The sequence below is a fragment of the Gordonia aichiensis genome, from assembly GCF_039946255.1.
GTDB lineage: Bacteria > Actinomycetota > Actinomycetes > Mycobacteriales > Mycobacteriaceae > Gordonia > Gordonia aichiensis_A.
In genome coordinates this window covers 83,724-109,195 of sequence record NZ_JBCDWL010000006.1, presented here as the reverse complement: position 1 = coordinate 109,195, position 25,472 = coordinate 83,724, and the positions used below count along the sequence as shown (strand labels likewise).

The window sequence follows — 25,472 nt, the reverse complement described above, 5'->3', positions numbered from 1 at the left end:
ATGGCCGGCGCGCCCGTCGCCGCGGGGCCGCTGGTCGACACGCTCACCGGGTTCGTCGACGATCTGCGCAGTCGCGGCATCACCGTCGGACCGTCGAGTCTGATCGACGCCGGTCAGGCGATGAGCGTGCTCGACCTGCTCGACCGCCGGTCCCTGCGGGAGGGGCTGGCGGCGACCCTGCTGCAGGACCACACCCACCGCGACACCTTCGACCTGTGCTTCGAACTGTGGTTTCCGCTGGGATCGGCGGCCCGCCGCGGGGCCGTCGAGGTGCCGCGCGACGAGGACGGCGCCGTCGACGTCGCCGCACTGCGCGAGCTGACCGTCGACATCCTGGCCGACCCGGAGGCGATGGACGACGGGCGCTTCGACCAGCTGGTGGCGATGATCGTCGGCGAGGTGGGCCGGTACGAGTCGGCGCGCGGCGAGTCGTACTCCACGTATCAGGCGATGAGTGCGGTCTCGCCGGAGACGCTGATCGCACGGATCGCGGCGGCGATGGCCGGCGGTCAGGACACCGAGTCGGGGGAGCGGCCGGGCACCGACCCGATGAGCAGGCGGGCCGCCCGCCGCGCCACCGAGCAGTTGCGCGAGGCGGTCACCGTCGAGACGCAGCGGCGGATGGCCGAGGTCCGCGGGCGCGAGGCGGTGGGGCAGTACGCGGTCCCGAAGCTGCCGGAGATGATCGACTTCTTCTCCGCCAATCCCCAGGACATGGCCAAGATGCGCCGCACCATCGACCCGATCGCGCGACTGCTCGCCGCCAAGCTCGAGTTCCGCCGGCGCCGCAGCTCCCGCGGAGCCGTCGACGTGCGCGCCACCCTGCGGGCGTCGATGTCGACCGGCGGCGTGCCCGTCGACCTGCGTCGGCGCAAGCCGCGGCCCGGCAAACCCGAGCTGGTCGTGATCTGCGACGTGTCCGGCTCGGTGTCCGGGTTCAGTCAGTTCACCCTGCAGCTGGTGTACGCGCTGCGCCAGCAGTTCTCGCACGTGCGGGTCTTCGCCTTCGTCGACACCGTCGATGAGGTGACCGACTTCTTCGACCGCGGCAACAGCGACGAACAGTTCGGCGAGCGCATGCACCGGATGCTCTCCGAGGCCTCGATCAGCACGCGCGACGGGCACTCCGACTACGGGCACATGCTCAAGGGGTTCGACGAACGGTACGGCGACACCCTCACCCACCGCAGTGCGCTGCTGATCCTGGGCGACGCCCGCAACAACTTCCGACCCACCCACGCCGACGCGCTCGCACAGATGCGCGACCGCGTCCGCAACGCCTACTGGCTCAACCCGGAACGGCGCTCGTCGTGGGACTCCGGTGACTCGGATGCGAGCGAGTACGGTGCGGTGATCGAGATGTTCGAATGTCGCAACGCCGACCAGCTCGCCAAGGTGATCGCCGACCTGCTGCCGGTGTGAGGGCGGGTCGGCGCGCCCGCGTAGACTCAGTCGGCATGTCACCGGCCGCACGCACACCCCGCCGCATCGGCGTCATGGGCGGAACGTTCGACCCGATCCACAACGGGCACCTGGTCGCCGCCAGCGAGGTCGCCGACCGCTTCGGTCTCGACGAGGTGGTCTTCGTGCCCACCGGACGCCCCTGGCAGAAGGAGGGCGAGCACGCGCACGACCCGCTGCGGGCGGTCAGCCCCGCCGAGCACCGCTACCTGATGACCGTGATCGCGACCGCGTCGAACCCGCAGTTCACCGTCAGCCGGGTGGACGTGGACCGGGCGGGCGTCACCTACGCCGTCGACACCCTCCGCGATCTGCGCCGCGAGTACCCCGACGATCTGCTGTACTTCATCACCGGTGCGGACGCGCTCGAATCGATCCTGTCCTGGCATGATTGGAAGGACCTCTTCGAGCTCGCGAACTTCATCGGAGTCTCGCGGCCCGGATACGAACTGAATGCCACCCATCTGCTCGAGCACCTGGCGACCAAACCCGCCGACGCGCTGCAGATGCTGGAGATCCCCGCCTTGGCGATCTCCTCCACCGACTGCCGTGCGCGCGCCGCAGCCGGCCGCCCGGTCTGGTACCTGGTGCCGGACGGGGTGGTGCAATACATCGCCAAGCACGGTCTGTACCGAAAGGACCCCGCGTGACCGCTTCTGACGAAGCCCGCCAGATGGTGACCATCGCTGCCCGAGCGGCGGCCGACAAGGTCGCCACCGACATCGTCGCCCTCGACGTCTCCGACACCCTCGTCATCACCGACGCCTTCTTCATCGCCTCCGCCGACAACGAGCGGCAGGTCAACTCGATCGTCGAGGAGATCGAGGACCGGCTCCGCGATGCGGGACACAAGGCGCTGCGCCGCGAGGGGACCCGCGAGGGCCGCTGGGCGCTGCTCGACTACGGCGACCTCGTCGTCCACGTCCAGCACGACGACGAGCGGGACTTCTACGGCCTGGAACGCCTGTGGAAGGACTGCCCCGTCATCGAGATCGACGGCATCGATCCGCCGGTGCGCGACGACGCGGCCGCCGCCGAATGAGCGCCGACCGCGACGGACGCCGCACCCGATGAACACCGAACCCGATGCCGGCGACACCAGCGTCGAACGGCTGACGCCCGTGGTCCGACGACTGATCCTGCTGCGGCACGGTGAGACCGAGTACAACGCCGGCCGGCGGATGCAGGGGCAGCTCGACACCGACCTGTCCGCGGTCGGCGAGGAGCAGGCCGCGGTCGCGGGCCGCGCCCTGGCCACCCGCGGACCGCTGCTCGTGCGGTCGTCGGATCTGCGCCGCGCCCACCGCACCGCGCTGGCGCTCGCCGAGATCACCGGGCACCACGTCGAGACCGACGTCCGGCTCCGGGAGACGCACCTGGGCCAGTGGCAGGGCAAGACGCACACCGAAGTCGACGAACTGGCGCCCGGTGCGCGCAGGCAGTGGCGCGACGACGCGCACTGGGCCCCGCCCGGCGGCGAGTCGCGCGTCGAGGTCGCCGCGCGAGCGGTGCCCGTCGTGACCGAGCTCGTCGACCGCCTCGACGACTGGGGACAGGGCGCCGACGCCGAGGCGCCGGTGGTGCTGGTCGCTCACGGCGGCGTCATCGCGGCCCTGACCGCCGGACTGCTCGGCCTGCCGGTCGCGAACTGGCCGATCTTCGGCGGCCTGGCCAACACGAGCTGGGTGCAGTTGTCCGGGCACGGTCTGCCCGGCGAGGAGCCCGTGTGGCGCCTGGACGTCTGGAACGCCGCCGCGGAGTCGGCAGAGAGCACGGTGCAGTAGCCGCCATGGGATCGATCTTGGTGCTGGGGGACTCGCTGTCCTTCTACGGGGCCACCGGCGGCCTGCCCGCCGACGACGGGCGGATCTGGCCCAATCTGGTCGGAGCCGAAGCCGGCCGCGAGGTGGAGCTGTTCGCCCGGATCGGCTGGACGAGCCGCGACATCTGGTGGGCCATCACACAGGATCCGCGCGTCTGGGCGGCGGTCCCGCACGCGGACGTGCTGGTGCTCGCCTTCGGCGGGATGGACTCGCTGCCCTCCCCGCTGCCGACCGCGCTGCGCGAACAGATCCGGTATGTGCGGCCCGCGCGTCTGCGTCAGGCGGTCCGCGGAGTCTACGGTTGGCTGCAGCCGCGCCTGTCGCCGGTCGGGTGGCCGATGGCGATTCCGCCCGCCGAGACCGCCCGCTACTTCGAGAAGGTGCGCGGCGCGTTGGCGCACCTGCGCCCGGACCTGCCGATCGTCGTGTGCCTGCCGCCGACCCACGACAGCCCGTACTACGGAAACGTGCACCCCGGCCGCATCCCGACCACCGTCGCGATCAGCGAATGGGCGCGCGCACACGACCTGCCGACCGTCGACTTCTATCCGATCACCGCCGCCGACTTCGCCGACGAGGCCGTCGAGATGAACCCGGACGGCATCCACTGGGGTCTGGACACGCATCGGCGGATCGCCGAAGCGGTGGCCCCGGTGGTCAAGGAGGCGCTGGGGTAGCGGCCGGACGCTGGGACTTTCGACCCCACCCGCTACCTTGTAGGGGTGCCTGTCGTCATCGTCACCGACTCCTCTTCGCGGCTTCCCGCGTCACTGCTCGACGCGCACGGGATCGTTCAGGTCCCGTTGCATCTGACGGCCGAGGACGGCACCGAGTACGCCGAGGGCGTCGACGAGATCCCGGCCGAGATCGTGCGTTCGGCCAAGGTCACCACCTCGGGCGCCAACCTGGGCGACCTCAAGGCGGCCTACGCGCGGGCATGGGAGGCCAGTGACGGCGCCGGCGTCGTCGCCGTGCACATGTCCCGGCGACTGTCCGGGACGTGGAGCGCCGCGCGCCTGGCCGCCGACGAGATGGACGGCAGGGTCCGCGTCGTCGACTCGCGGTCGGTCGGCATCTCCGTCGGCCTCACCGCCATGGCCGCCGTCCAGGCTGCCGAATCCGGTGCCGACCGCGACGGCGCCTACGAGGCCGCCGTCCGCGCCGCGGCGACCGCGGAGTCGATGCTGTGCGTGCAGACGCTGGAGAATCTGCGGGCCAGCGGTCGGATCAGCGCCGCCGGGCACATGCTCGGTTCGGCGCTGGCGATCAAGCCGATCCTGCACGTCGCCGACGGCATCCTCGCCCTGCGCGAGCGGCACCGGACCTCCACCAAGGCGATCGCCAAGATGATCGACGCCGCAGTCGAGCTCGCGGGCGACGAGCCGGTCACGGTGGCCGTCCAGCACTGTCAGAACCCGGAGCTGGGCACCGATGTGCTGACCCGGGTCAGCGAACGGCTCGAGCAGGTCACCTCCACGATCATGGTCGATCTGGGTGCGGTGCTGGGCACGCATGTCGGGCCGGGCGCGGTCGGCATCACTCTCGGACACGGCCTGGCGCCGCTGCGCTGACCGGGCCCGCCGGGTAGGCGGGCAGGTCGATGCCGTCGGCCTTCGCGAACTGCGCGGTTAGCAGCGGCCGCATCGGCCACCGGTTCATCGACCAGTACGAGAACCGGCTCAACGCGACCGCCGCCCGACTCCGGGGCGCGTAACCGGCCACGCCGCCCGGCGGCAGCTGCCCGGCCTTCGCGACGAAGGGCCGCATCACCTCCTGGTAGCCGGCCAGCGCGCCCGCGACGTTCCCGTCTGATCGGCCGAGCTCGCCTGCGAGCACGTAGGCGCCGACCAGGGCGAGCGTGGTCCCGAGTCCGGTGAGCGGGGTGGGGCAGTAGCCGGCGTCGCCGACCAGGGCGATCCGGCCGGTGACGAACCGCTCCATCCGCACCTGCGCGAGGTCGGCGTACGCCCAGTCGGGCGCGGTCCGCATCCGGTCGAGCAGCTGCGGGGCGACCCACCCGACGTCGGCGAACTCCCGCTCGAGCATCCGCCACTGACTCTCCCGGTCGACGAGGGGGACCGGGTCGACGCCGCGGACGGCCAGGGAGGCCTTCACCTCGGTGCCGGTCCGCGACGGTCGCGCAGACACGACCCGACCGCCGCGCGCGGCGTGCAGCAGGTACCAGCCGTCGAGCTCGGCGTCGATCTGCGCGGTGAACCAGGCGTATCGCAGTCCGATCGGCCGCAGGTGCGCCGCGTCGTCGCCGAAGGCCGCGCGGCGCACGGCGGAACCGAGGCCGTCGGCGCCGATCACCAGGTCGAAGCTGCGCGGGGGCGCGTTCTCGAAGGTCACGTCGACGCGGTCGCGGTGCTCGTCGAGGGAGACGACGGTGTCGATCCAGAGGAACTCCACCGTGGTGGGGAGCGGCTCGACGAGAACCGCCGCGAGGTCGCCGCGCAGGATCTCGTGCGTGGAGACGATGCCGTTGCCTCCGAACGCCTCGACGGGGAGCGCGCTGCGCCTCCTGCCGTCGGCGTCGACGGTGGCGATGCCCCGCTGCTGCAGCAGTCGGGCGCCCGCGGCGTCGGCGAGGCCCAGGCGCGTCATGACGGTGCGGCCGGCGCCGCGCAGGTCGACGGTCTGACCGCCGTCGCGCAGGGCGGACGCCCGTTCGACGACGGTGACCCGATGGCCCTGCCGGGCCAGGAGCAGCGCGGCGGCCGGTCCGGCGATCGATGCGCCGCTGATGAGGATGTCGAGTGGTTTCATAGGGCGAAAGTACGCCGTACGGGGTGCATCGCGATACGGTGTTCACACGTGTATTCGGGGAAAGTGCACTAGTGCACCGGGAGGTTCGGATGTCCAGAGCGGAACAACTCGCCGACGAGATCCGGATGCGCATCATCACCGGACGGCTCCGACCGGGCGACCCGGTGCCGTCGACCCGCGCCATCATGCGCGATCACAATGTCGCGATGGCGACGGCGAGCCGGGTGTTGTCGCTGCTGCAGGCCGAGGGACTGATCGAGTCGGTGCCCGGCCGCGGCAGTGTGGTCCTCGCGCCGGACGGCGACAATCCGGCCGTGCTCACCACCGAGGGGGTGGTGGGCGTGGCGATCGGGATCGCCGACGCCGAGTCGCTCTCGGCGGTCTCCATGCGTCGTCTCGCGGCGGCCCTGGACATTCCGACCATGGCGGTCTATCGCTACGTGCCGAGCCGGGACCGGCTCGAGTTCGCGATGCTCGACCGGGTCCTGGGGGAGCTGGCGGTGCCCGCCCCGACCGGCGACTGGCGCACCGACCTCGAGGGGGCGGCGCGCGCCCTGTGGCAGGCGATGACGGCGCATCCCTGGTTCGCCGGCGCCCTCTCGCTGACCCGGCCGGCGGCGATCCCGAACGCCATGCCGTTGACCGAGCGGATGCTCGCCTGCCTGCACGCGGCCGGACTGGATCCGGTGCAGGCGTTCACCGACTACCTGTGCCTGCTGAATCTGATCCGGGGGCTCGGCTCCACGATCGAGCCGGAGCTCCGCGACCGCGCCGACACCGGACTGACCAACGACCAGTGGATGGACACCCAGATCGGGGCTGTGCGCAGGTTGGCGCCGACCGAGCAGTTCCCGCACCTCAACCGCATCATGGACGTCGGTTATCCCTACGATCCGCAGGCCCTGTTCGACTCGGGACTGGAGCGCTTCCTGGTCGGGATCGACGGCGCCTCGCAGCGCTCGCGGGGCTGACCGGGCCGATCCGCGGTCCGCATTCGCCGTTCACCTTCCACCCGGGTGTGTGTACTATCACTTTCACAGTGATGACACTGACGTCAGTGTCATCGGAGTCGGAAGGTGCCTAGATGAACCGAGTGCTGATCGCCAACCGCGGGGAGATCGCCGTTCGCATCGCCCACGCCGCACGCGAACTCGGGTGGTTGTCGGTCGCGGTGCACCCCGCCGACGACGCCGGACTCCACGCGCGGACCGCGGACGCCGCGGTGCTGCTGCCCGGGGTCGGGCCGTCCGCGTACCTCGACGCCGCCGCGATCGTCGACGCGGCGGTCGCGGAGGGAGCGTCGTACGTCCACCCCGGCTACGGCTTCCTCAGCGAGGTCCCCGCACTCGCCGTCGCCTGCGAGGACGCGGGACTGACCCTGGTCGGCCCCGGCGCCGACGCGCTGAGCCTGCTGGGCGACAAGGCGCGGGCGCGTGAGTTCGCCGCCTCGTGCGGCGTGCCGGTGACCCCGGGAATCGACCGGCCGACGACGCTCGCGCAGGCTCGAGCGTTCCTGCGCGAGCACGGTCCGACCATGCTCAAGGCCCTGGCCGGCGGCGGCGGCCGCGGCATGGCCGCCTGCCGCACCGAGGACGAACTCGACCGCGCATACCAGTCGTGCGCCCGCGAGGCGCTCGCCTCGTTCGGAAACGGCGACCTCTACGTCGAGAAGCTGGTGCACCCGGCACGGCACATCGAGGTGCAGATCGTCGGCGACGGCACCGGCGCGGTGACCCACCTGTGGGAACGCGACTGCAGCGTTCAGCGCCGCCACCAGAAGGTCGTCGAGGTGGCGCCCAGCCCGCAACTGGATGCCGCGGTACGGACCCGGATCCTCGAGGCGGCGCTCACCCTGGCCGCTCGGCTGCGCTACCGCGGCGTCGGCACCTTCGAGTTCCTCGTCGCAGGCTCGGCCGCCTTCTTCATGGAGGCCAATCCGCGGCTGCAGGTGGAACACACGATCACCGAGGAGATCACCGGCGTCGACCTGGTCCGCACGCAACTGGAGATCGCCGCCGGCGCACGCCTGGCCGACCTCGGACTCGAGCAGCCGCCCGCGGTCCGCGGCTCGGCGATTCAGGTCCGCATCAACGCGGAGACCCTCGACGCGCAGGGGCGGCCGATCCCCGCCGCGGGCACCCTCACCGCGTTCACCACCCCCTCCGGCCCCGGCGTCCGGGTCGACACCGGCGCCTACGCCGGCCTCACGGTGAGTCCCCGATACGACTCGCTGCTGGCCAAGATCATCACCCGCGGCGCCGACTTCCCAGCCGCCGCCCGCCGCTCGGCGACCGCGCTGGCCGAGCTCGGAGTCGCCGGCGTCGACACCAATCGGGCGCTCGGTCACGCCGTCGTCACCGACCCGGACTTCCTCACCGGCCGCTGGGACACGGACTTCATCGGCGCCCGCCTCGGCCGGCTGACCGCGCACCGCCTGCCGCAGCGGGCACCCCGGTCGGGCGAGCCGGAGGCACCGCAGGCCGCCGTCGTCACGGTTCCCGACGGCGCATCGGCGGTGCGCGCGGCGATGGCCGGCGTCGTCGCCGAGATCGCCGTCGAGGTCGGCGACACGATCGCCGTCCGCGCCCCGCTGCTGGTCCTGGACGCGATGAAGATGGAGCACGCGGTCCTCGCCGACACCGCGGGCACCGTGTCGGCGGTGACCGTCGCCGTCGGCGACCTGGTCGAGCAGGGGGCCGTCCTCGCGATCGTCGAACCGCTGACCGGGGCCGCCGCGCCCACCGCGTCGACCGACGCCGACGCGGCCTCGCAGGCGCAGGACGACTGGTCGCCGGAAGTGGCCGAGATCGAGCGCCGCCGCCGGTTCGCGGAGGCGATGGGCGGCCCCGCGAAGATCGCCCGGCAGCACGACACCGGTCGGTCGACGGTGCGTGAGCGTCTGGACCTGCTCGCCGATCCGGGAACGTTCGCCGAGATCGGCGCCCTGGCCGGATTCGCCCGACGGGACGCCGACCTGAACACCGTCGAGGTGATGCCCACCAACTTCATCGGCGGAACCCTTCGCCTCGACGGTCGACGCGCCGTGGTCGGCGCCGACGACTTCACCGTGCGCGGCGGTGCGGGCGATGCGGCGATCCACGAGAAGCAGATCTGGCTGGAGCGGTACGCGAACGAGATGCGACTGCCGATGATCCGGCTCCTCGACGGGCAGAGCGGCGGCGGCAGCGTGAAAATGGCCGTCGACGCCGGCTACACCTACGTGCCGATCAATCCGGGTTGGGACGCGGTCGTCGACAGTCTGTCGGTGATACCCGTGGTGGCCGCCGCCCTCGGTCCCACCGTCGGACTGGGGGCCGCCCGCCTGGTGATGTCGCATCTGTCGGTCCTGGTCGACGGCGTCGGGCAGCTGTTCACCGCCGGACCGCCGCTGGTCGGCAGCGCCACCGGCGAGAAGCTGTCCAAGGAGGAGCTCGGCGGGGCCCGCGTCCACGCCGGAAACGGCACCGTCGAACGGATCGTCGCCAGCGAGGCGGAGGCGACGGCGGTGATCCGCCGGTTCCTCTCGTACCTGCCGACCAGCGTGTACGAACTGCCGCCGGTCGTGCCGACCACCGACGATCCGGCGCGAGCGGAGCCGTCGCTGCTGTCGGCGATCCCGCGCAACAAGCGTCGGCCCTACGCCGTCGAACCGATCTTGGACGCGGTCTTCGACGCCGACTCGGTCTTCCGGTACGCCGAGTACGGGGCGGGCACGGTCACCGCGCTCGCCCGGCTCGACGGCCATCCCGTCGGGGTCATCGCCGCCGACCCGTTCCAGGGCGCCACCATGACGGTGGCGGGCGCGCTGGCGGTCACCCGGCTGGTCGATCTGTGCGAGACCTTCCATCTGCCGATCATCAGTCTCACCGACCAGGCCGGGATGTCGATCGGATCGGCCGCCGAACGGCAGGGGACGATCCGGCACGGGGTGCGTGCGTTGAGCGCGATCTACCAGGCGCGCGTCCCGCAGGCCGAGCTGATCCTGCGCCGCGTGTACGGCGTCGGCGGCGCCGGAATCGTCAACCGGCACCGGCCCGGACGCAGCTGGGCCTGGCCGTCCGGCGACTGGGGATCGCTGCCCGTCCAGGGCGGGGTGGAGGCGGCCTTCGGCGCCCGGATCGCCGCCGCCGCGGATCCGGCCGCCGAGGCCGAGGCGCTGCGCCGGGAGATCGAATCGCTCGGCTCGCCTTTCCGAACCGCCGAACGGTTCGGCGTCCAAGACATCATCGACCCGCGGACCAGCCGCGCCCTGCTCTGCGACTGGGTGCACGACGCGTACCGCCTGCTGCCCGAGTACCTCGGCCGACCGTCCTTCGGCACCCGACCCTGACCCCGCCTCGCCACCGATCCGTCTGAGGAGACAACCGATGAACTTCACCGACACGACACCCGACGACCTGGAGAACCTGCTGACCAGGGACGGGCAGTCGCCGCTGGAGCGGCTCGGGCACTGGGCCGAGCAGACGCCCGACCGCGTCGCCGTCTACTACGGCGAGGACGACACCGAGCTCACGTTCGCCCAGCTCGCCGAGCTCACCGACTCGATCGCCGGCAACCTGGCGGCGCGCGGCGTCGCGAAGGGCGACCGCGTCAGCGTTCTGACCACCGACTCGCTTCTGGCCACGCTGGCGATGTTCGGCATCTGGAAGGTCGGCGGCGTCTACAGTCCGATCAACTTCAGCTTCACCGGCCGGCTGCTCGCCTATCAGCTCGCCGACACCGGTCCGAGCCTGATCATCACCGACGATCCGCTGGTGTCGCGGATCGACGAGATCGCCGCAGACCTCACCGAGGTGCCGCCGGTCCTCGTGCGCGGCCCGGCCCCCGAGTCGCGGGTGCGAACCGGCTCGTGGACGGAGCTGACCGCCCCGGCGCCGGCCCCGCGGGTCGACGTCGACTTCGACGACCCGGCGAACCTCGTCTACACCTCCGGCACCACCGGACCGGCCAAGGGCGTCGTCCAACCGGTCCGGTGGATGGCCCAGTACACCTTCGGCCTGCGGTGCACCCTGACCACCGACGACGTGGTGTACAACGACCTGCCGATGTACCACGTCGGCGGGGCCATCGCGAACGTCGTCCGTGCGGTGTGGCGAGGCTGCGAGGTGGCGCTGTGGGACCGGTTCAGTCCCACCGAGTTCTGGTCGCGGGTCGACCGGCGCGGGGTGAGTGCGGCGATCCTCCTCGACGTGATGATCCCGTGGCTGATGAACGCCGACGAGACCGACCGGGACGCGCACCACACGCTCAACAAGGTGTACATGCAGCCGCTCCCGATCCATCACGCCGCAGTCGCCCGCCGGTTCGGATTCGAGTTCGTCAACGCGGGATTCGGGCAGACCGAATCCGGTGCGCCGCTCGCACTCCTGCTCGACGAGACGACGGCCGGCGCGACCACGCCGCCGCAGCTGCGTCGCGGTCTGGGTCGCGAGGAGATGCTCGCCGTGGCCGCCGACCACGCGATGACGGTCCTGGCCGGCGACGAGGTGACGCGGAAGGGCGCGATGGGCGCCCCGACCCCGTTCCTGACCGTCGCGGTTCTCGACGAACACGACCGCCCGTGCGCAGACGAGGAGCCGGGACAGTTGGCGCTGCGACCGCGGCTGCCGAGCCTGATCATGAGCGAATACCTGGGCAAGCCCGAGAAGACGGTCGAGGCGTGGCGCAACCTGTGGATGCACACCGGCGACTCGGTCGTCCGCGGTGCCGACGGCGTCTACTACTTCGTGGACCGGCTCGGTGATCGGATCCGGGTGCGCGGGGAGAACCTGTCGTCGTTCCAGGTCGAGGACATGCTCACCCAGCATCCGGACATCGCGCTGTGCGCGGCGTTCGCGGTCCGCAGCACCGAGGGCGACGAGGACGACGTCGTGGCCTGCGTGGTCGCCACCGAGGGAGCGACGCTGACCGAGGAGCAGGTTCACGCCTTCGCCGCTGAGACCATGCCGAAGTACATGCGGCCCCGCCATGTCCGCATCCTCGATGACCTGCCTCGCACCCCGACCAATAAGGTCGAGAAGTACAAACTGCGGCGCCAGGTCACGGCCGAGATCGCAGCGAGCTGACAGGAGAGCCGATGGCGGAGGGGACGTGGGCCCGGGCGCGCCACTCGCGTGAGCGTCGCGAGCACGAGACCCGGACCGCGGTGATCGACGCCGCCGCCGTCGTCTTCGCCGAATCGGGTTATGCGAAGGCCTCCATGGGGGCGATCGCCGAGGCGGCCGCCGTCGCACGGCCCACCGTGTACCTGTACTTCGCCGACAAGGCGGACATCTTCGGTGCGGTCGCCGAGCGGGTGCGCGACCAGTTCCTGCGCGCACACGAGGTCGAAGTGCCGGGCGCCGATCCGCGGGAGCTGTGGCGGGCGTCTACCGCGGCCTTCCTGGAGGCCTACCGCGAGAACGGCGCCCTGCTGACGGTGATCGAGCATCAGGCGCTGGTGGACGAGCGGATACGGCGACTGTGGACCGAGATCCAGGATCGGCCGAAGCGGCGAATGGTGAAGTTCGTGGTCGCACTCAGCGACGCGGGCACCGCGCGCCCGGCGGTCCCGGCGGAGGTGCTCGGCGACGCGGTGATCGGGATGCTGGCGCATTTCGCCACCCTGCTCGGGCCCGATGAGGACGTCGCCGAACGCGTCGACCAGCTCACCGCGATGCACATGCGGCTGCTCGGGCTCGACTGACGAGGACCCGCCGGCCCATCCCCGACGGATTCTGTGCAATTCGCCGGATCGATCCACAGAATCGGCGTTCGGCCTCGCCAGCGGTGGTCTGCGGCCCGGCGGCCTCCTACGCTGCGGGTCATGGGGAGGAACAAGCGGGTGGGCCACGACCGCGAAACCGGGTCCGATCCACTGGCCAGACTCGACCGGCCGGTGAACGACGACGAGCCGTCCGGCGCGGGGTGGGGAGTCACCGGCATGCCGAGCTGGCTCGACACCCCGCCGGGCCGGCGGGCGTGGGAGCAGCGGGAGTTCGACTGCCTCGACCCCGATACAGACCACGACCTCGACCCCGATCTCGCCGCCGACCCCGGCCGGCCGGGGTCGGCGTCGCTCGGCGACGACTCGGACGACGAGTGGGAGGACGACTGGGAACCGCCGCGGCGGCGCCTGACGATGCTCCCGCCCGCGGCGATCGGACTGATCGTGGTCGGGTTGGTGGCCTGCGGTGTCGCAGGCTACTCGCTGCTGCGGCAGAACGAACCCGTCGCGCCGCTGGTCGCCTTCGAATCGACGGCGGGTCCGCGGCCGTCGGCCGTACTGAGCTCCACCGCCTCGGCGGCTCCGCACACCGCCGGGCAGGTCGTGGTGAGCGTCGTCGGCATGGTTCACCGGCCGGGGCTGGTGAAGCTGCCCGACACCGCACGCGTCGCCGATGCGCTCGAACGCGCCGGCGGCGCCCGGCCCGGCGCCGATGTGCTGAGCCTGAACCTGGCGCAGCTCCTGCGCGACGGCGACCAGATCCTGGTCGGTAAGGACGGCGCCGCGGGCACGGTCAAGAGCGCCGTCGTCCCGGCCGGCGGCGGACCCGGCTCCGGCGGCGGCACGCCCCCGGCCGCTCCCGGCCGCGTGCCCGGCGCCGGGCTGATCGATCTCAACTCCGCGACCGCCGAACAACTCGACACCCTGCCCGGGGTGGGACCGGTGACCGCGGCGGCGATCCTCGCCTGGCGCAGCAGTCACGGCCGGTTCTCGTCGGTCGATCAACTCGCCGAAGTCGACGGGATCGGCCCGGCCCGACTGGCCCGGCTCAAGGGACTGGTCACCGTGGGGTGAGGACCGTCGATCTGCGGCTGGCGCCGTCGGCCGCCGGATGCTGGGCCGCCGCGGCACTCGCGCTGGTCGCGCCGACGTCCCTCGGGTGGTCCGCAGCGGGCGGCTTCGGCGCCGCGGCGCTCGTCCTGGGCGGGATCGGACGGCGAAGCGGCGGCCCGTCGCGCCTCAGGCTCATCAGCGCGGCCGCGGCGTGCGCGATCACCGCTGCCGCAGCGCTCTCGGTCGTCCTTCGGATCATCGCGGTGGAGCAGGCGCCGATCGCCGCGGTCGACGGCAAACCCGTCGTCGACGTCGAGGTCGCCGGCGATCCGACGTTCCTCCCGCACGGGCGGATGCGGCTGCCGGTCACCGCCCTGGCCGTCAACGGTCACCGTCAGCGTCCGGTGGCCGCCACACTGGCCGCGACGGCCGGCCCCGTCGATCCGCTGCCGGGGGAACGCTATCGGGTGCGGGCGCGGGTGCGGCCGCCGCGCGCCGGGGCCGACGGGCGACTGCAGGCCGCGCAGCTGACCGCGGTCGGCGACCCGATCCGGACTCGCGGCGCGCCCTGGTGGCAGCGCGCCGCCGGACTCGTGCGCGAGCGGCTGCGGGAGATCGCGATGAAAGCGCTGCCCGAGCGCCCGGCGGGCCTGTTGCCCGGCCTGATCCTCGGAGACGTGAGCGGACTCGATCAACGCACCTCCGACACCTTCCGGGCGGCCGGACTCACGCATCTAGTCGCCGTCTCCGGCAGCAACTTCTCGTTGATCTGCGGGACGGTCGTGCTCGGCATCCGGATGACCGGCGCATCACCGCGGACCATCGCCGTGGGCGGGGCCCTCGCGATCGTCGGCTTCGTCATTCTCGTCCGACCCACCGACAGCGTGCTGCGGGCGGCGGTGATGGGTTCGGTCGGACTGGCCGCGGGACTCGGCTCGCGGCGGGCCCAGGCGCTGCCGGCCCTGGGGACCGCGGTGATCGTCGTGGTCCTGCTGTGGCCGCAGATGGCGCTCGCCCCCGGCTTCGCGCTGTCGGTGGCCGCGACGCTCGGGCTGGTTCTGTGGTCGGTCCCCATCCGCCGGGCCCTGATCCGCCGGCGGGTACCCGAACCGCTGGCGATCCTGCTGTCGATGACCCTGGCCGCGCAGATCCTCACCACCCCGCTGCTGATCCTGATCACCGACGTCGTCAACGTGACGTCGGTGCCCGCGAACCTCCTGGCGGTGCCCGTCGTCGGGATGGTCGGGCTCCTCGGTACGGCGGCGGCGATCATCGGTGCCGCCGGGCCCCGCCACGGACCGGGTGGGGTGGCCGCGGAGTTCCTGGTGCGCGCCTGCAGTCCTCCCACGCGGTGGCTCATCGCCGTCGCGGACCGACTGGGCGGGGCCGGGTGGGTGACCCCCGCGGTCCCGGGATGGACGGGCCCGGTCGTGACCGTCGCGGCCGGCGCCGCGCTGTTCGCGTGGCACCGACGGCGAGACCGTCGGGGAAGCGATGTCGGGGGGATCTGGCACCATGTTCGATGTGAACGATCGGCTGTATCTACTCCTCGGAGACGACGACTTTCTGACCGGACGCGTCATCTCCCGGGTCGCGGCCGAACGCAGCGCAGACGCCGGGACCGACGTACCGGTCACCCGGATCCGCGCCGGTGAGGTCACCGGCCCCGAACTGATCGAACTGCTCAGCCCGTCGCTGTTCGCCGAGGAGCGGATCGTCGTCGTGCAGGCGGCCGCCGAGGCCGGGAAAGAACCCGCCGCGTTGGTGACGGCCGCCGCCAAGTCGCTGCCCGAGGGCATCACCCTGATGGTGATCCACACCGGCGGCGGCAGGCAGAAGGCGATGGTCGGCGAGCTCAAGAAGGCGGGCGCGCAGGAGTTCGCGTGTGCGGCCCCGAAATGGCCGTCGGACCGGATGGACTTCGTGCGCGCCGAGTTCCGGACGCTCGGTGCCCGAGTGAACGCGGAGGTCGTCGAAGCGGTCAGCGAGATGGTCGGCTCGGATCTGCGCGAACTGTCGGCGGCGTGCCATCAGCTCGTCGCCGACACCGGCAACAAGGTGACCGCGGATGCGGTCCGCACCTACTACACGGGCCGCGCCGAGGTCACCGGATTCGAGGTGGCCGACAAAGCGGTGACCGGCGACCTCGCCGGCGCGCTCGAATCCCTCGCATGGGCGCAGCATCACGGTACGGCGCGAGTGCTGCTCGCCGACGCCCTGGCCGAGGCCGTCCACGCCATCGCCCGGGTGCGGTCGATGGGCGGCGGTGACAAGTACTCCCTGGCGTCCGAGCTCGGCATGTCGCCGGGTCGCGTCGGCAAGGTGCAGACGCAGGCTCGGGCCTGGGACGGGCCGTCGATCGGCGAAGCGCTCCTGGTGGTCGCGCAGCTCAACGGCGACGTCAAGGGTCAGGCGGCCGATCCGGACTACGCGCTCGAGCACGCCGTGTCACGGGTGGCGCAGTTGCGCCCGCGGCGTCGCTGAGCCGGGTACGAGACAGGGCAGGACACAGGACAGGCAGGACACAGCGAACACCTCGATGGCTGCGTGGCCCGCCATCGAGGTGTTCGGTGAAAAACTATGCGATTGTCGCGCAGCGCAGGGCGCGCGGAGTGCGGTCCGAAGACCGTGGTGAGTCAGAGCTTGTTGACCGCGAGAGCCATCGCCGACTTCTTGTTGGCGGCCTGGTTCTTGTGGATGACGCCCTTCGACGCAGCCTTGTCGAGGTGACGGCTGGTGACGGCGAGGAGCTCGGTGGCCTTCTCCTTGTCGCCTGCGGCGACCGTCTCACGGAACTGACGGATGGCGGTGCGCAGTGCCGACTTGATCGACTGGTTGCGCAGACGAGCCTTCTCGTTGGTCTTGTTCCGCTTGATCTGAGACTTGATGTTAGCCACGCGATGTCCTCTTCTGACGTCCGGTGCGGCCGGGAGGCCGAATGTTCTGTGTACCTTACGGCGACGAAGCGGTCGGGTCATCGGCCAGCGTCCATCGCAACAGCGTTCAACGATACCAGCGCGGCCGGATGCACCCAAAATCACGTGTCAGCACCTCCGGCGCCGGAGGTCGAGCGAGAGATCTCGGCGATAGGTCTGTTTACAGTGGTTCACACTATGTCTGTCGTCTACGTGCATGTCGGCCTGCCGAAAACCGGAACCACCCATCTGCAAGACCGCCTGTGGCGCAACCGCGATCACGCGCTCACCCGGGCCGGACTGCTGTATCCCGGCAACCGCATCGACGACCACTTCCATGCGGCCGCGCATCTGCAGCCGGAACGGTATCTGGACTGGGCCGATCCCGCGCACGCCGACGTCTGGCCGGCGATGGTGGCGCAGATGCGGGAATGGCCGCAGACCTCGCTGGTCTCGCACGAGTTGTTCGCGAACGCCGGTCCCCGGCACATCCGCCGACTCGTCGACGACCTCGCCTTCGCCGACCAGGTGCACGCGGTGCTCACCGTTCGCGATCTGGCGCGGCAGATCCCCTCGGTGTGGCAGGAGAACGTCAAGAATCAACGACGGGCGACGCTGGCGGAGTTCGTCGAGGCGATCGCCGCCGAGTCGGAGGGGGCCGGCGAGACAGAACCCTTCTGGGAGTTCCAGGACTACCGGCGGATCGTCGCCGACTGGTCGTCGGTGGTCGGGGCCGACCGCGTCCACCTCGTCACGGTCCCGGCGCCTGGGACGGCCGGGCCGGGCGACGGCCTGTGGGAGCGGTTCGTCCGGACCCTCGGCGTCGACCCCGCCGACCTTCCCGAGCGTGTCCCCAGTAGCAACAGCTCGCTCTCGGCGGCGCAGACCGAGCTGCTGCGGCGACTGAACCACAGACTGCAGCCGGCGGACGTCGAATGGCACCGTTACGAGGGCCTCGTCAAGGGGGTGCTGATCGGGGAGTACCTGTTCGAGACCCGGGAGGGGCGACCCGCGGCGCTGACGGGCCCGCAACTCGAGTGGGCGGCCGACATGTCCGAACAGATGGTGGGAGCGGTGGTCGACGGCGGTCACCCGGTGTCGGGAACCCTCGACGACCTGCGGGTGACGGCGACGGCCGCCGAGCCGGAGCCGGACGCGTCCGGTGAGGACGCGCTGGAGGCGGCGCTCGACGCGATGGCCGAGTGGGTCAAGACCGCGCCCGTCCCGGATCGTCGGCCTGCGCTCAAGACCCGCGCCGCGGGCGTGGTGCGGCGGGCCCGCCGCAGGCTGATGCGCTGACCCCGGTCGCGAGGCGTCGGTCGCGCTACGACCAGCCGAACCCGCTCATCGCGCGTCCGCCCGCGCCTGCGCGGCCGGGAGCAGCCATTCGACGACGGCGTCCGCGGTCAGTTCGCCGACGCCGCTGCGGTCGGGCCGCAGACTGTGATCGGCCTTCGCGACCTCCAGCAGCCGGACCGGTCCGCGCCAGCGCGTCAGGACCTCGGCGAACTCCGCCGAGGTGCCGAAGGCGTCGCTGCGGCCGTGCACGATCAGCGTCGGTGCGGTGATGTCCGGCAGGTGCTCGGTCCGCGAACGCTCCGGCTTGCCGGGCGGATGCAGGGGATAGGAGGTCAGGAGCAGTGCATCGAACAGGTCCGGCTGCTCGGCGGCGACCATCGAGGCCTGCCGCCCGCCGTAGGAGTGCCCGCCGACGATCAGCGGGCCGTCGGCCACCGACCGCAGCGCCGTGACCGCCGCGACGAGTCCGTCGCGGTCGCGGGCCGCCTTCGACGGCGACGGCGGTCCCTTCGGGCGGTCGCGGCGGTAGGGCAGGTCGATGCGGGCGACGGCGAGACCGCGCGCCACCAGCGATTCGGCCAGGGCTCGCAGGACGGCCGACTGCCGATCGCTGCCCGCCCCGTGCGTCAAGACCACCAGGGCCCGCGGGTGCGGCGGGCACGCCACGTCGGCCGCCAGCGCCTCGGTCTCCACCGTGTACTCGTCCACCGTCATGATGGCCTCGAGGGTAGCGCCCGACCGGCGAGGTGAACGTAGGCCCGCCCTCGTGCGAAACTGGTGGGTGATCTGTACCGGGACCCGACCCGGGCCCCGCCGCGCAAGGAGTGAGTGAGATTCCCAGCTTCGCCGACAAGACGTTCACCGATCCCTCTCGGATCCGCAACTTCTGCATCATCGCGCACATCGACCACGGCAAATCGACGCTGGCCGACCGCATGCTGCAGTTGACCGGCGTCGTCGAAGAGCGGCAGATGCGCGCCCAGTACCTGGACCGGATGGACATCGAGCGCGAGCGCGGCATCACCATCAAGGCGCAGAACGTGCGGCTGCCGTGGACGATGGACGGGCAGGACTACGTCCTGCACCTGATCGACACGCCCGGCCACGTCGACTTCACCTACGAGGTCTCCCGCGCACTGGAGGCCTGCGAGGGGGCGATCCTGCTGGTCGACGCCGCGCAGGGCATCGAGGCGCAGACCCTGGCCAACCTGTACCTGGCGATGGAGAACGACCTCACCATCATCCCGGTTCTGAACAAGATCGACCTGCCGGCCGCCGATCCCGACCGGTACGCCGCCGAGATCGCGCACATCGTCGGTTGCGAACCCGGCGACGTGCTGCGGGTGTCGGGCAAGACCGGCGTCGGCGTCCCCGAACTGATCAACGAGGCCGTCCGTCAGATCCCGGCACCGGTCGGCGACCCCGACGCGCCCGCGCGGGCGATGATCTTCGACTCGGTCTACGACACCTATCGCGGCGTCGTCACCTACGTGCGCGTGGTCGACGGGAAGATCGTCCCGCGCGAGAAGATCACCATGATGTCGACCGGCACCACCCACGAACTGCTCGAGGTCGGCATCGTCTCGCCGGAGCCGAAGGCCTCCGAGGGGCTCGGCGTCGGTGAGGTCGGCTACCTGATCACCGGCGTCAAGGACGTGCGTCTGTCGAAGGTCGGCGACACCGTCACCACCGCCCGCAACGGTGCCTCCGAGCCGCTCACCGGTTACCGCGAGCCGCGGCCGATGGTCTACTCGGGCCTGTACCCGGTCGACGGATCGGACTATCCGGTGCTGCGCGAGGCGCTGGAGAAGCTGCAGCTCAACGACGCCGCGCTGACCTACGAGCCGGAGACGTCGGTGGCGCTCGGCTTCGGTTTCCGCTGCGGCTTCCTGGGGCTGCTGCACATGGAGATCACCCGCGAACGGCTCGAGCGCGAGTTCGACCTCAACCTGATCTCCACCGCGCCCAACGTCGTCTACCGGGTCGTCATGGACGACGGCAGCGAGCACATCGTCACCAACCCGTCGGACTGGCCGACCGGCAAGACCAGCGCCATCTACGAGCCGATGGTCAAGACCACCATCATCGCGCCCAGCGAGTTCATCGGCGCCATCATGGAACTGTGCCAGACCCGGCGCGGCGAACTCGGCGGCATGGACTACCTGTCGGAGACGCGCGTCGAGCTGCGCTACACGATGCCGATGGCCGAGATCATCTTCGACTTCTTCGACTCCCTGAAGTCGCGTACCCGCGGCTACGCGAGCCTGGACTACGAGGAGGCGGGCGAGGCGCAGGCCGAGCTGGTCAAGGTCGACATCCTGCTGCAGGGCGAGGCCGTCGACGCGTTCAGCGCGATCGTCCACAAGGACGCCGCCTACGCCTACGGCAACCGGATGGCGCTCAAGCTGCGCGAGCTGATCCCGCGGCAGCAGTTCGAGGTGCCGATCCAGGCGGCGATCGGGTCCCGGATCATCGCCCGCGAGAACATCCGCGCCATCCGCAAGGACGTGCTCGCCAAGTGCTACGGCGGTGACATCAGCCGTAAGCGCAAGCTGATCGAGAAGCAGAAGGAGGGCAAGAAGCGCATGAAGACCATCGGTCGCGTGGAGGTGCCCCAGGAGGCCTTCGTCGCCGCGCTCTCGACCGACGAGCTGGGCGACAAGCCGAAGGGGAAGTGAGCATGAACCCGGTGCTCGCCGCGTCCGAGCTGCCCTACGGTCTGCCCGACTTCGCCGCGATCAGCGACGACGACTTCCTGCCCGCCTACGACGTCGCGTTGGCCGCGCACCTCGACGAGGTCGAGTCGATCGCCTCGTCCGCCGAGGCGCCGACCTTCGACAACACGATCGGTGCGCTGGAGGCCGCGGGCCGCCCGCTCGCCCGTGCCAACGGCATCTTCTTCAACATCGAAGGGCCCGACAGCAATCCGCAGCGGGCGAAGATCGCGCAGGTGCTGGCGGTGCGGCTCACCGAGCACGCCAATGCGATCGCGATGCACCCGGCGCTGTTCGCGCGCGTCGACGAGCTGTACCGGCGCCGCGCCGAGCTGGGCCTGAACCAGGCGCAGACGCGGCTGCTGGAGCAGCGTTACCGCGACGCCGTCCGCGCCGGCGCCGCCCTCGACGACGCCGGTCAGGCGCAGATGCGGGAGATCTCGGCGCGGCTGGCGACGCTGACCACCGATTTCGGGCAGCATCTGCTCGACGACACCAACGCCTCGGCGGTGCACTTCACCGATGCCGCCGACCTCGACGGACTGTCTGCCGCGGAGATCGCGGCGGCCGCGCGCACCGCGGCCGATGCCGGTCGCGACGGCTACCTGGTCGCGCTCGAGCTGCCCACCAGCCAGGCGACGGTCGCGAAGTTGACCGATCCGGCGGCCCGGCAGCGGGTCTTCGACGCCTCGATGAGCCGGTGCGCCCGCGGCAACGAGCACGACACCCGCGCCCTCATCACCGAGATCGTCACCCTCCGTGCCCGCCGCGCCGCACTGCTCGGCTACCCGACGCACGCCGATTACGTCATCGCCGAGGAGACCGCACCGAACCCGCAGGCCGTCGCCGATCTGCTCGCCGAACTCGGCGCCGCGGCGACGACGGCGGGGGAGGCCGAGCTGGCCCGTCTCATCGAGCGCGCCGGACATCCGCTCACCGCCGCCGACGTCACCTTCTATCTGGCCGCCGACCAGCGCGCCCGCGCGGCCGACTCGGCCACGACCGGCGTCGACATCGACGACTTCGCCGACTACTGCGAGTTGAACACCGTACTGGTCGACGGCGTCTTCGCGGCCGCGGGTCGGCTGTACGGACTGACCTTCGTCGAACGCAACGACCTGGCCGGCTACCACCCCGACGTCCGCGTCTGGGAGGTCAGCCGCGGCGGGCAGGGCATCGGACTGTTCCTCGGCGACTTCTACGCGCGGCCGTCCAAGCGGGGCGGGGCGTGGATGAACAACATCGTCGACCAGTCCCGCCAGCTGGGGACGGCGCCGATCATCGTCAACGTCCTCAACCTCACCGAACCCGAGCCGGGGCAGCCGTGCCTGCTGTCGCTCGACCAGCTCACCACGCTGTTTCACGAGTTCGGGCACGCGATCCACGGGCTGCTGTCCGACGTCGACTACGTGTCGCAGTCGGGGACGTCGGTGCCGCGCGACTTCGTCGAGTTCCCGTCGCAGGTCAACGAGATGTGGGCGCTGCACCCGGACGTGGTCGGCGGCTACGCGCGCAATCACCGCACCGGTGAAGCGGCGCCGCAGGCCTTGCTCGACGCGGTGCGCGCCGCCGGCGGCACCGAGCCCGCGCACGCCACCGTCGAGTATCTCGCCGCGGCGGCGCTGGACCTGGCCTGGCACCGCCTCACCGAGGCGCAGATCCCGTCCGACGTGCAGGAGTTCGAGGCCGCGGCCCTCGCCGAGGCGGGTCTGGGTTCGGCGCTGATCCCGCCGCGCTACCGGTCGACCTACTTCAACCACGTCTTCGGCGGCGGCTACTCGTCGGCCTACTACTCGTACATCTGGTCGGAGATCCTCGACGCCGAGACCGAGCAGTGGTTCCTGTCGCACGGTGGACTGAGTGCGGAGTCGGGAGCGGCCTTCGCCGACGCGGTCCTCTTGCGCGGCGACAGCGTCGACCCGGTCGCCGCCCACGCCGCCCTGCTCGGTCATCCCGCCCGGATCGGCCCCCTCCTGACCCGCCGCGGCCTGCAGTAGGTCTGGGCCCCGGGCCCAGGCTCCAGGCTCATCGAGCGGCCCCAGGCTTATCGAGCGGCCCCAGGCCCAGGCCCAGGGGCACCGATCGGCCCAGGCCCAGGCCCAGGGGCACCGAGCGGCCCCAGGCACAGGCTTATCGAGTAGCCCGCGAACGAAGTGAGCGAGCGTATCGAGATATCGCCCCGTCGTCTCGATACGCCGCCTCGCTGCGCTCGGTGGCTACTCGACAACCCTGTTGTGCGCGCGCGTCTCGACAACCCTGTTTCGCGCCGCGTCGTCTCGATACGCCGCCTCGCTGCGCTCGGTGGCTACTCGACAACCCTGTTGTGCGCGTGACGACCACATCGAGATCGGCCCGCCCCCCGTGACCCCGGTCGCAGCGCCCCGACGAGTAGGGTTTCAAATCAGCGTGGGCGAAACCGCGCACGTCCGCGGTAGAAGAGGTGATCGGAAAGTGAACGGGATTCTCTCCTGGTGGGACGGTGTGGAGGAGTGGCTCACCGGCCTGCCCTTCGTCCCCCAACTGATCGTCACCGCGATCGTCCTGGTTCCGCTGGCGACGGTCGCCGCATCCGGGGTGAACTACCTGGTCGGACGGTTGTTCTCGAAGCTCGGTCGCGCAGAGGCCGACGACGATCACGGATGGGGAATCTGACACATGTTTCGGTCCAAAGTCACGCTCGCTCTGGTCGCCCTGCTGGTCCTGGTTCTCATCGCCTGGCTGATCCTGCGCTAGCACAGTTCACGGGTGTCACCGAGCCCGATCGGCCGACCCCGCGAGAGCCGTTGAACCGGCCGGTCCGCGCCGGTTAGGTTCTTCGGGTGAGCACCCGAACCCCTCAGCGCGCAACCGCGGCGGCGATCCTCGTGACGATCGTCGCGCTCGTCACGGCGCTGACCGGCTGCGGCGGCGGCTCCACCGACACCCCCGGCGGTATCGACATCTCCTCGGGCAGCCGCCACCTCAACCTCGTCGCCTATGCGACGCCGAAGATCGGTTTCGACGCCGTCATCCCGGCCTTCCGGAACACGGCCGACGGCGCCGACATCGGCTTCTCACAGTCGTACGGCGCCTCCGGCGACCAGTCACGCAAGGTGGCGCGCGGACTGCCCGCCGACGTCGTCAACCTGTCGGTGGAACCGGATGTGACGAGGCTGGTCAAGGCCGGCGTCGTCGACGCCGATTGGCGCAGTCAGGCGCCGAATCATTCGGTGCCCTTCGGTTCGGTGGTCGCATTCGTGGTGCGACAGGGCAACCCGAAGAACATCCACACCTGGGCCGATCTGCTGCGCCCGGGAATCGAGGTGATCACCCCCAACCCGGGCAGTTCCGGGTCGGCCAAGTGGAATCTGCTGGCGCCCTATGCGGCCGAGAGCGACGGCGGTCGAGACCCGCAGGCCGGTCTCGACTATCTCAGCGCCCTGGTCCGCGACCACGTCAAGGTGCTGCCCAAGTCCGGGCGCGAGGCGACGTCGGCGTTCCAGCAGGGGCAGGGCGATGTCCTGATCAGCTACGAGAACGAGGCGATCATGCTCGCGCGGAAGAACGCCGAGGCGCCGCCGGCCGATCGAGTCGACTACCTCCTGCCTGCGACGACGTTCCAGATCGAGAATCCGGTCGCCGTCGTGAACACGAGCGCCGATCAGGCGGCGGCCCGCACGTTCGTGAACTATCTGTTCTCCCCGGCCGGCCAGGAGCTGTGGGCCCGTGCCGGCTTCCGCCCCGTCGACCCGGCCGTCAGGGCCCGGACCGCCGACCTGTTCCCCGGCCGCATCGACAAGCTCTGGACGATCGCGGACCTTGGCGGATGGAAGAAGGTCGACGCCGAACTCTTCGGCGCCGACGGCTCGGTCAGCAAGATCTACGCAAAGGAGGCCGGGCGATGACCCGCGCAGCGCAGGCGCCCGAGCACGACGCCGGGAAGGCGACGTTCGCTCCGCGACGCGGCTGGCGCCCCGACGGGCCGCTGTCGCTCGGCGTGGCCGGACTGTGGTTGAGCATCATCGTGCTGCTGCCGCTGGCCGCGATCGTCGCGCAGTCGTTCGACGACGGACCGGGCGGCTTCTGGGCGGGCGTCACCGCGCCGGCGGCGTTGCAGACCCTCGGTCTCACAGTATTGATGTCGCTGCTCGTCGCAGCGATCAACGTCCTGTTCGGGACGGTGATCGCCTGGGTGCTGGTCCGCGACGAGTTCCCGGGCAAGGGCGTCGTGAACGCCATCATCGACCTGCCCTTCGCGCTGCCGACGATCGTCGCCAGCCTGGTGCTGCTGTCGCTGTACGGACCCAACAGCCCGTTCGACATCCACCTCGCCGCCACCCAGCCGGGCGTCGTGCTGGCGCTGACCTTCGTCACGCTGCCCTTCGTCGTCCGGCAGGTGCAGCCGGTGCTGATGGAATTGGACCACTCGGTGGAGGAGGCGGCCGCGGTCCTGGGCGCGGGGAACCGCGTCATCTGGTCCAAGATCGTGCTGCCGGCGCTGCTGCCGGCGATTCTGAGCGGTGGGGGTCTGGCGTTCACGCGGGCGATCGGTGAGTTCGGTGCGGTGGTCCTGGTCGGCGGCAACATCCCGGGCAAGACGCAGGTCGCCTCGCAGTACATCCAGCAGCAGATCGAGGTCGACGAGCCGGTCAATGCGGCCGCGGTGTCGGTGGCGCTCCTGGTCATCGCGTTCGTCGTGTTGATCGTGCTGCGCGTGATCGCCAAGATTCAGAGCCGACGGGAGGGCTGAGCG

At 71.0% G+C, this 25,472-nt stretch carries 22 protein-coding genes; 19 read left to right on the top strand and 3 right to left on the bottom strand.

Translation table 11 applies throughout. The features are described from left to right. Genes AAFO60_RS09190 through AAFO60_RS09165 form a run of 6 tightly spaced genes read left to right on the top strand, consistent with a single transcriptional unit; the run spans window position 1 to window position 4,855 of the window. Complete coding sequence (locus AAFO60_RS09190) at window positions 1-1,422, top strand: vWA domain-containing protein (RefSeq protein WP_347955887.1); 1,422 nt, start codon at window positions 1-3, stop codon at window positions 1,420-1,422. Window positions 1,423-1,457: 35 nt separating this feature from the next. After that, window positions 1,458-2,111, top strand: a complete 654-nt coding sequence (gene nadD / locus AAFO60_RS09185; protein ID WP_347955886.1) for a nicotinate-nucleotide adenylyltransferase — start codon at window positions 1,458-1,460, stop codon at window positions 2,109-2,111. Continuing rightward, window positions 2,108-2,503, top strand: a complete 396-nt coding sequence (gene rsfS / locus AAFO60_RS09180; RefSeq protein WP_347955885.1) for a ribosome silencing factor — start codon at window positions 2,108-2,110, stop codon at window positions 2,501-2,503. Before nadD ends, rsfS begins: the two co-directional genes overlap by 4 nt. 28 nt (window positions 2,504-2,531) lie before the next feature. Next, window positions 2,532-3,245 (top strand): histidine phosphatase family protein, encoded by a 714-nt coding sequence (locus AAFO60_RS09175; RefSeq protein ID WP_347955884.1) that lies wholly within the window; start codon window positions 2,532-2,534, stop codon window positions 3,243-3,245. 5 nt (window positions 3,246-3,250) lie between these two features. Next, the gene (gene octT, locus AAFO60_RS09170; protein ID WP_347955883.1) at window positions 3,251-3,961 is read left to right on the top strand and encodes a diglucosylglycerate octanoyltransferase; all 711 of its coding nucleotides are present in this window, start codon (window positions 3,251-3,253) and stop codon (window positions 3,959-3,961) included. 45 nt (window positions 3,962-4,006) lie between these two features. Next, a complete protein-coding gene (locus AAFO60_RS09165; RefSeq protein WP_347955882.1) occupies window positions 4,007-4,855 on the top strand; it encodes a DegV family protein in 849 nt (282 codons plus the stop codon). Here the strand turns inward: AAFO60_RS09165 and AAFO60_RS09160 are convergent. Next, window positions 4,821-6,053 (bottom strand): FAD-dependent monooxygenase, encoded by a 1,233-nt coding sequence (locus AAFO60_RS09160; RefSeq protein WP_347955881.1) that lies wholly within the window; start codon window positions 6,051-6,053, stop codon window positions 4,821-4,823. The two genes, AAFO60_RS09165 and AAFO60_RS09160, sit on opposite strands and share 35 nt — an antisense overlap. Before the next feature lie 89 nt (window positions 6,054-6,142). Here AAFO60_RS09160 and AAFO60_RS09155 point away from each other — a divergent pair, with 89 nt between their 5' ends. The 7 genes from AAFO60_RS09155 to holA all read left to right on the top strand — a co-directional run bounded on the left by AAFO60_RS09155 (window position 6,143) and on the right by holA (window position 16,296). Beyond that, window positions 6,143-7,024 carry a TetR/AcrR family transcriptional regulator C-terminal domain-containing protein gene (locus AAFO60_RS09155; protein WP_347955880.1) on the top strand — a complete coding sequence of 294 codons (882 nt, stop codon included), beginning with the start codon at window positions 6,143-6,145 and terminating at the stop codon, window positions 7,022-7,024. A 113-nt stretch (window positions 7,025-7,137) separates the two neighbouring features. Next, window positions 7,138-10,383 carry an acetyl-CoA carboxylase family protein gene (locus AAFO60_RS09150; RefSeq protein ID WP_347955879.1) on the top strand — a complete coding sequence of 1,082 codons (3,246 nt, stop codon included), beginning with the start codon at window positions 7,138-7,140 and terminating at the stop codon, window positions 10,381-10,383. Between the two features lie 37 nt (window positions 10,384-10,420). Continuing rightward, window positions 10,421-12,118 (top strand): AMP-binding protein, encoded by a 1,698-nt coding sequence (locus AAFO60_RS09145; RefSeq protein WP_347955878.1) that lies wholly within the window; start codon window positions 10,421-10,423, stop codon window positions 12,116-12,118. Between the two features lie 11 nt (window positions 12,119-12,129). Then, window positions 12,130-12,738, top strand: a complete 609-nt coding sequence (locus AAFO60_RS09140; protein WP_347955877.1) for a TetR/AcrR family transcriptional regulator — start codon at window positions 12,130-12,132, stop codon at window positions 12,736-12,738. A gap of 120 nt (window positions 12,739-12,858) precedes the next feature. Then, window positions 12,859-13,833, top strand: coding sequence for a ComEA family DNA-binding protein (locus AAFO60_RS09135; RefSeq protein WP_347955876.1), 975 nt, complete (start codon window positions 12,859-12,861; stop codon window positions 13,831-13,833). Then, window positions 13,830-15,467 carry a ComEC/Rec2 family competence protein gene (locus tag AAFO60_RS09130; RefSeq protein WP_347955875.1) on the top strand — a complete coding sequence of 546 codons (1,638 nt, stop codon included), beginning with the start codon at window positions 13,830-13,832 and terminating at the stop codon, window positions 15,465-15,467. Before AAFO60_RS09135 ends, AAFO60_RS09130 begins: the two co-directional genes overlap by 4 nt. Beyond that, on the top strand, window positions 15,349-16,296 hold the full coding sequence (holA, locus tag AAFO60_RS09125) for a DNA polymerase III subunit delta (protein WP_347956007.1): 948 nt from the start codon (window positions 15,349-15,351) through the stop codon (window positions 16,294-16,296). The genes AAFO60_RS09130 and holA overlap by 119 nt, the downstream gene beginning before the upstream one ends. A 152-nt stretch (window positions 16,297-16,448) precedes the next feature. On the opposite strand, the gene rpsT is transcribed toward holA, so the two are convergent. After that, window positions 16,449-16,709, bottom strand: coding sequence for a 30S ribosomal protein S20 (gene rpsT / locus AAFO60_RS09120; RefSeq protein ID WP_347955874.1), 261 nt, complete (start codon window positions 16,707-16,709; stop codon window positions 16,449-16,451). A gap of 216 nt (window positions 16,710-16,925) precedes the next feature. On the opposite strand from rpsT, the gene AAFO60_RS09115 reads away from it, so the two are divergent. Beyond that, window positions 16,926-18,026: a sulfotransferase family protein gene (locus AAFO60_RS09115; protein ID WP_347955873.1), complete on the top strand. Its 1,101-nt coding sequence runs from the start codon at window positions 16,926-16,928 to the stop codon at window positions 18,024-18,026. Window positions 18,027-18,071: 45 nt separating this feature from the next. On the opposite strand, the gene AAFO60_RS09110 is transcribed toward AAFO60_RS09115, so the two are convergent. Further along, a complete protein-coding gene (locus tag AAFO60_RS09110; protein WP_347955872.1) occupies window positions 18,072-18,740 on the bottom strand; it encodes an alpha/beta hydrolase family protein in 669 nt (222 codons plus the stop codon). Window positions 18,741-18,850: 110 nt separating this feature from the next. Here AAFO60_RS09110 and lepA point away from each other — a divergent pair, with 110 nt between their 5' ends. The 5 genes from lepA to cysT all read left to right on the top strand — a co-directional run bounded on the left by lepA (window position 18,851) and on the right by cysT (window position 25,469). Further along, window positions 18,851-20,704, top strand: a complete 1,854-nt coding sequence (lepA, locus tag AAFO60_RS09105) for a translation elongation factor 4 (RefSeq protein ID WP_347955871.1) — start codon at window positions 18,851-18,853, stop codon at window positions 20,702-20,704. Between the two features lie 2 nt (window positions 20,705-20,706). Continuing rightward, window positions 20,707-22,737: a M3 family metallopeptidase gene (locus tag AAFO60_RS09100; RefSeq protein WP_347955870.1), complete on the top strand. Its 2,031-nt coding sequence runs from the start codon at window positions 20,707-20,709 to the stop codon at window positions 22,735-22,737. A 454-nt stretch (window positions 22,738-23,191) separates the two neighbouring features. Next, on the top strand, window positions 23,192-23,392 hold the full coding sequence (locus AAFO60_RS09095) for a hypothetical protein (protein ID WP_347955869.1): 201 nt from the start codon (window positions 23,192-23,194) through the stop codon (window positions 23,390-23,392). A gap of 167 nt (window positions 23,393-23,559) precedes the next feature. Beyond that, window positions 23,560-24,624, top strand: a complete 1,065-nt coding sequence (locus tag AAFO60_RS09090; RefSeq protein ID WP_347955868.1) for a sulfate ABC transporter substrate-binding protein — start codon at window positions 23,560-23,562, stop codon at window positions 24,622-24,624. Further along, window positions 24,621-25,469, top strand: coding sequence for a sulfate ABC transporter permease subunit CysT (gene cysT / locus AAFO60_RS09085; protein ID WP_347955867.1), 849 nt, complete (start codon window positions 24,621-24,623; stop codon window positions 25,467-25,469). The genes AAFO60_RS09090 and cysT overlap by 4 nt, the downstream gene beginning before the upstream one ends. Window positions 25,470-25,472: the final 3 nt, after the last annotated feature.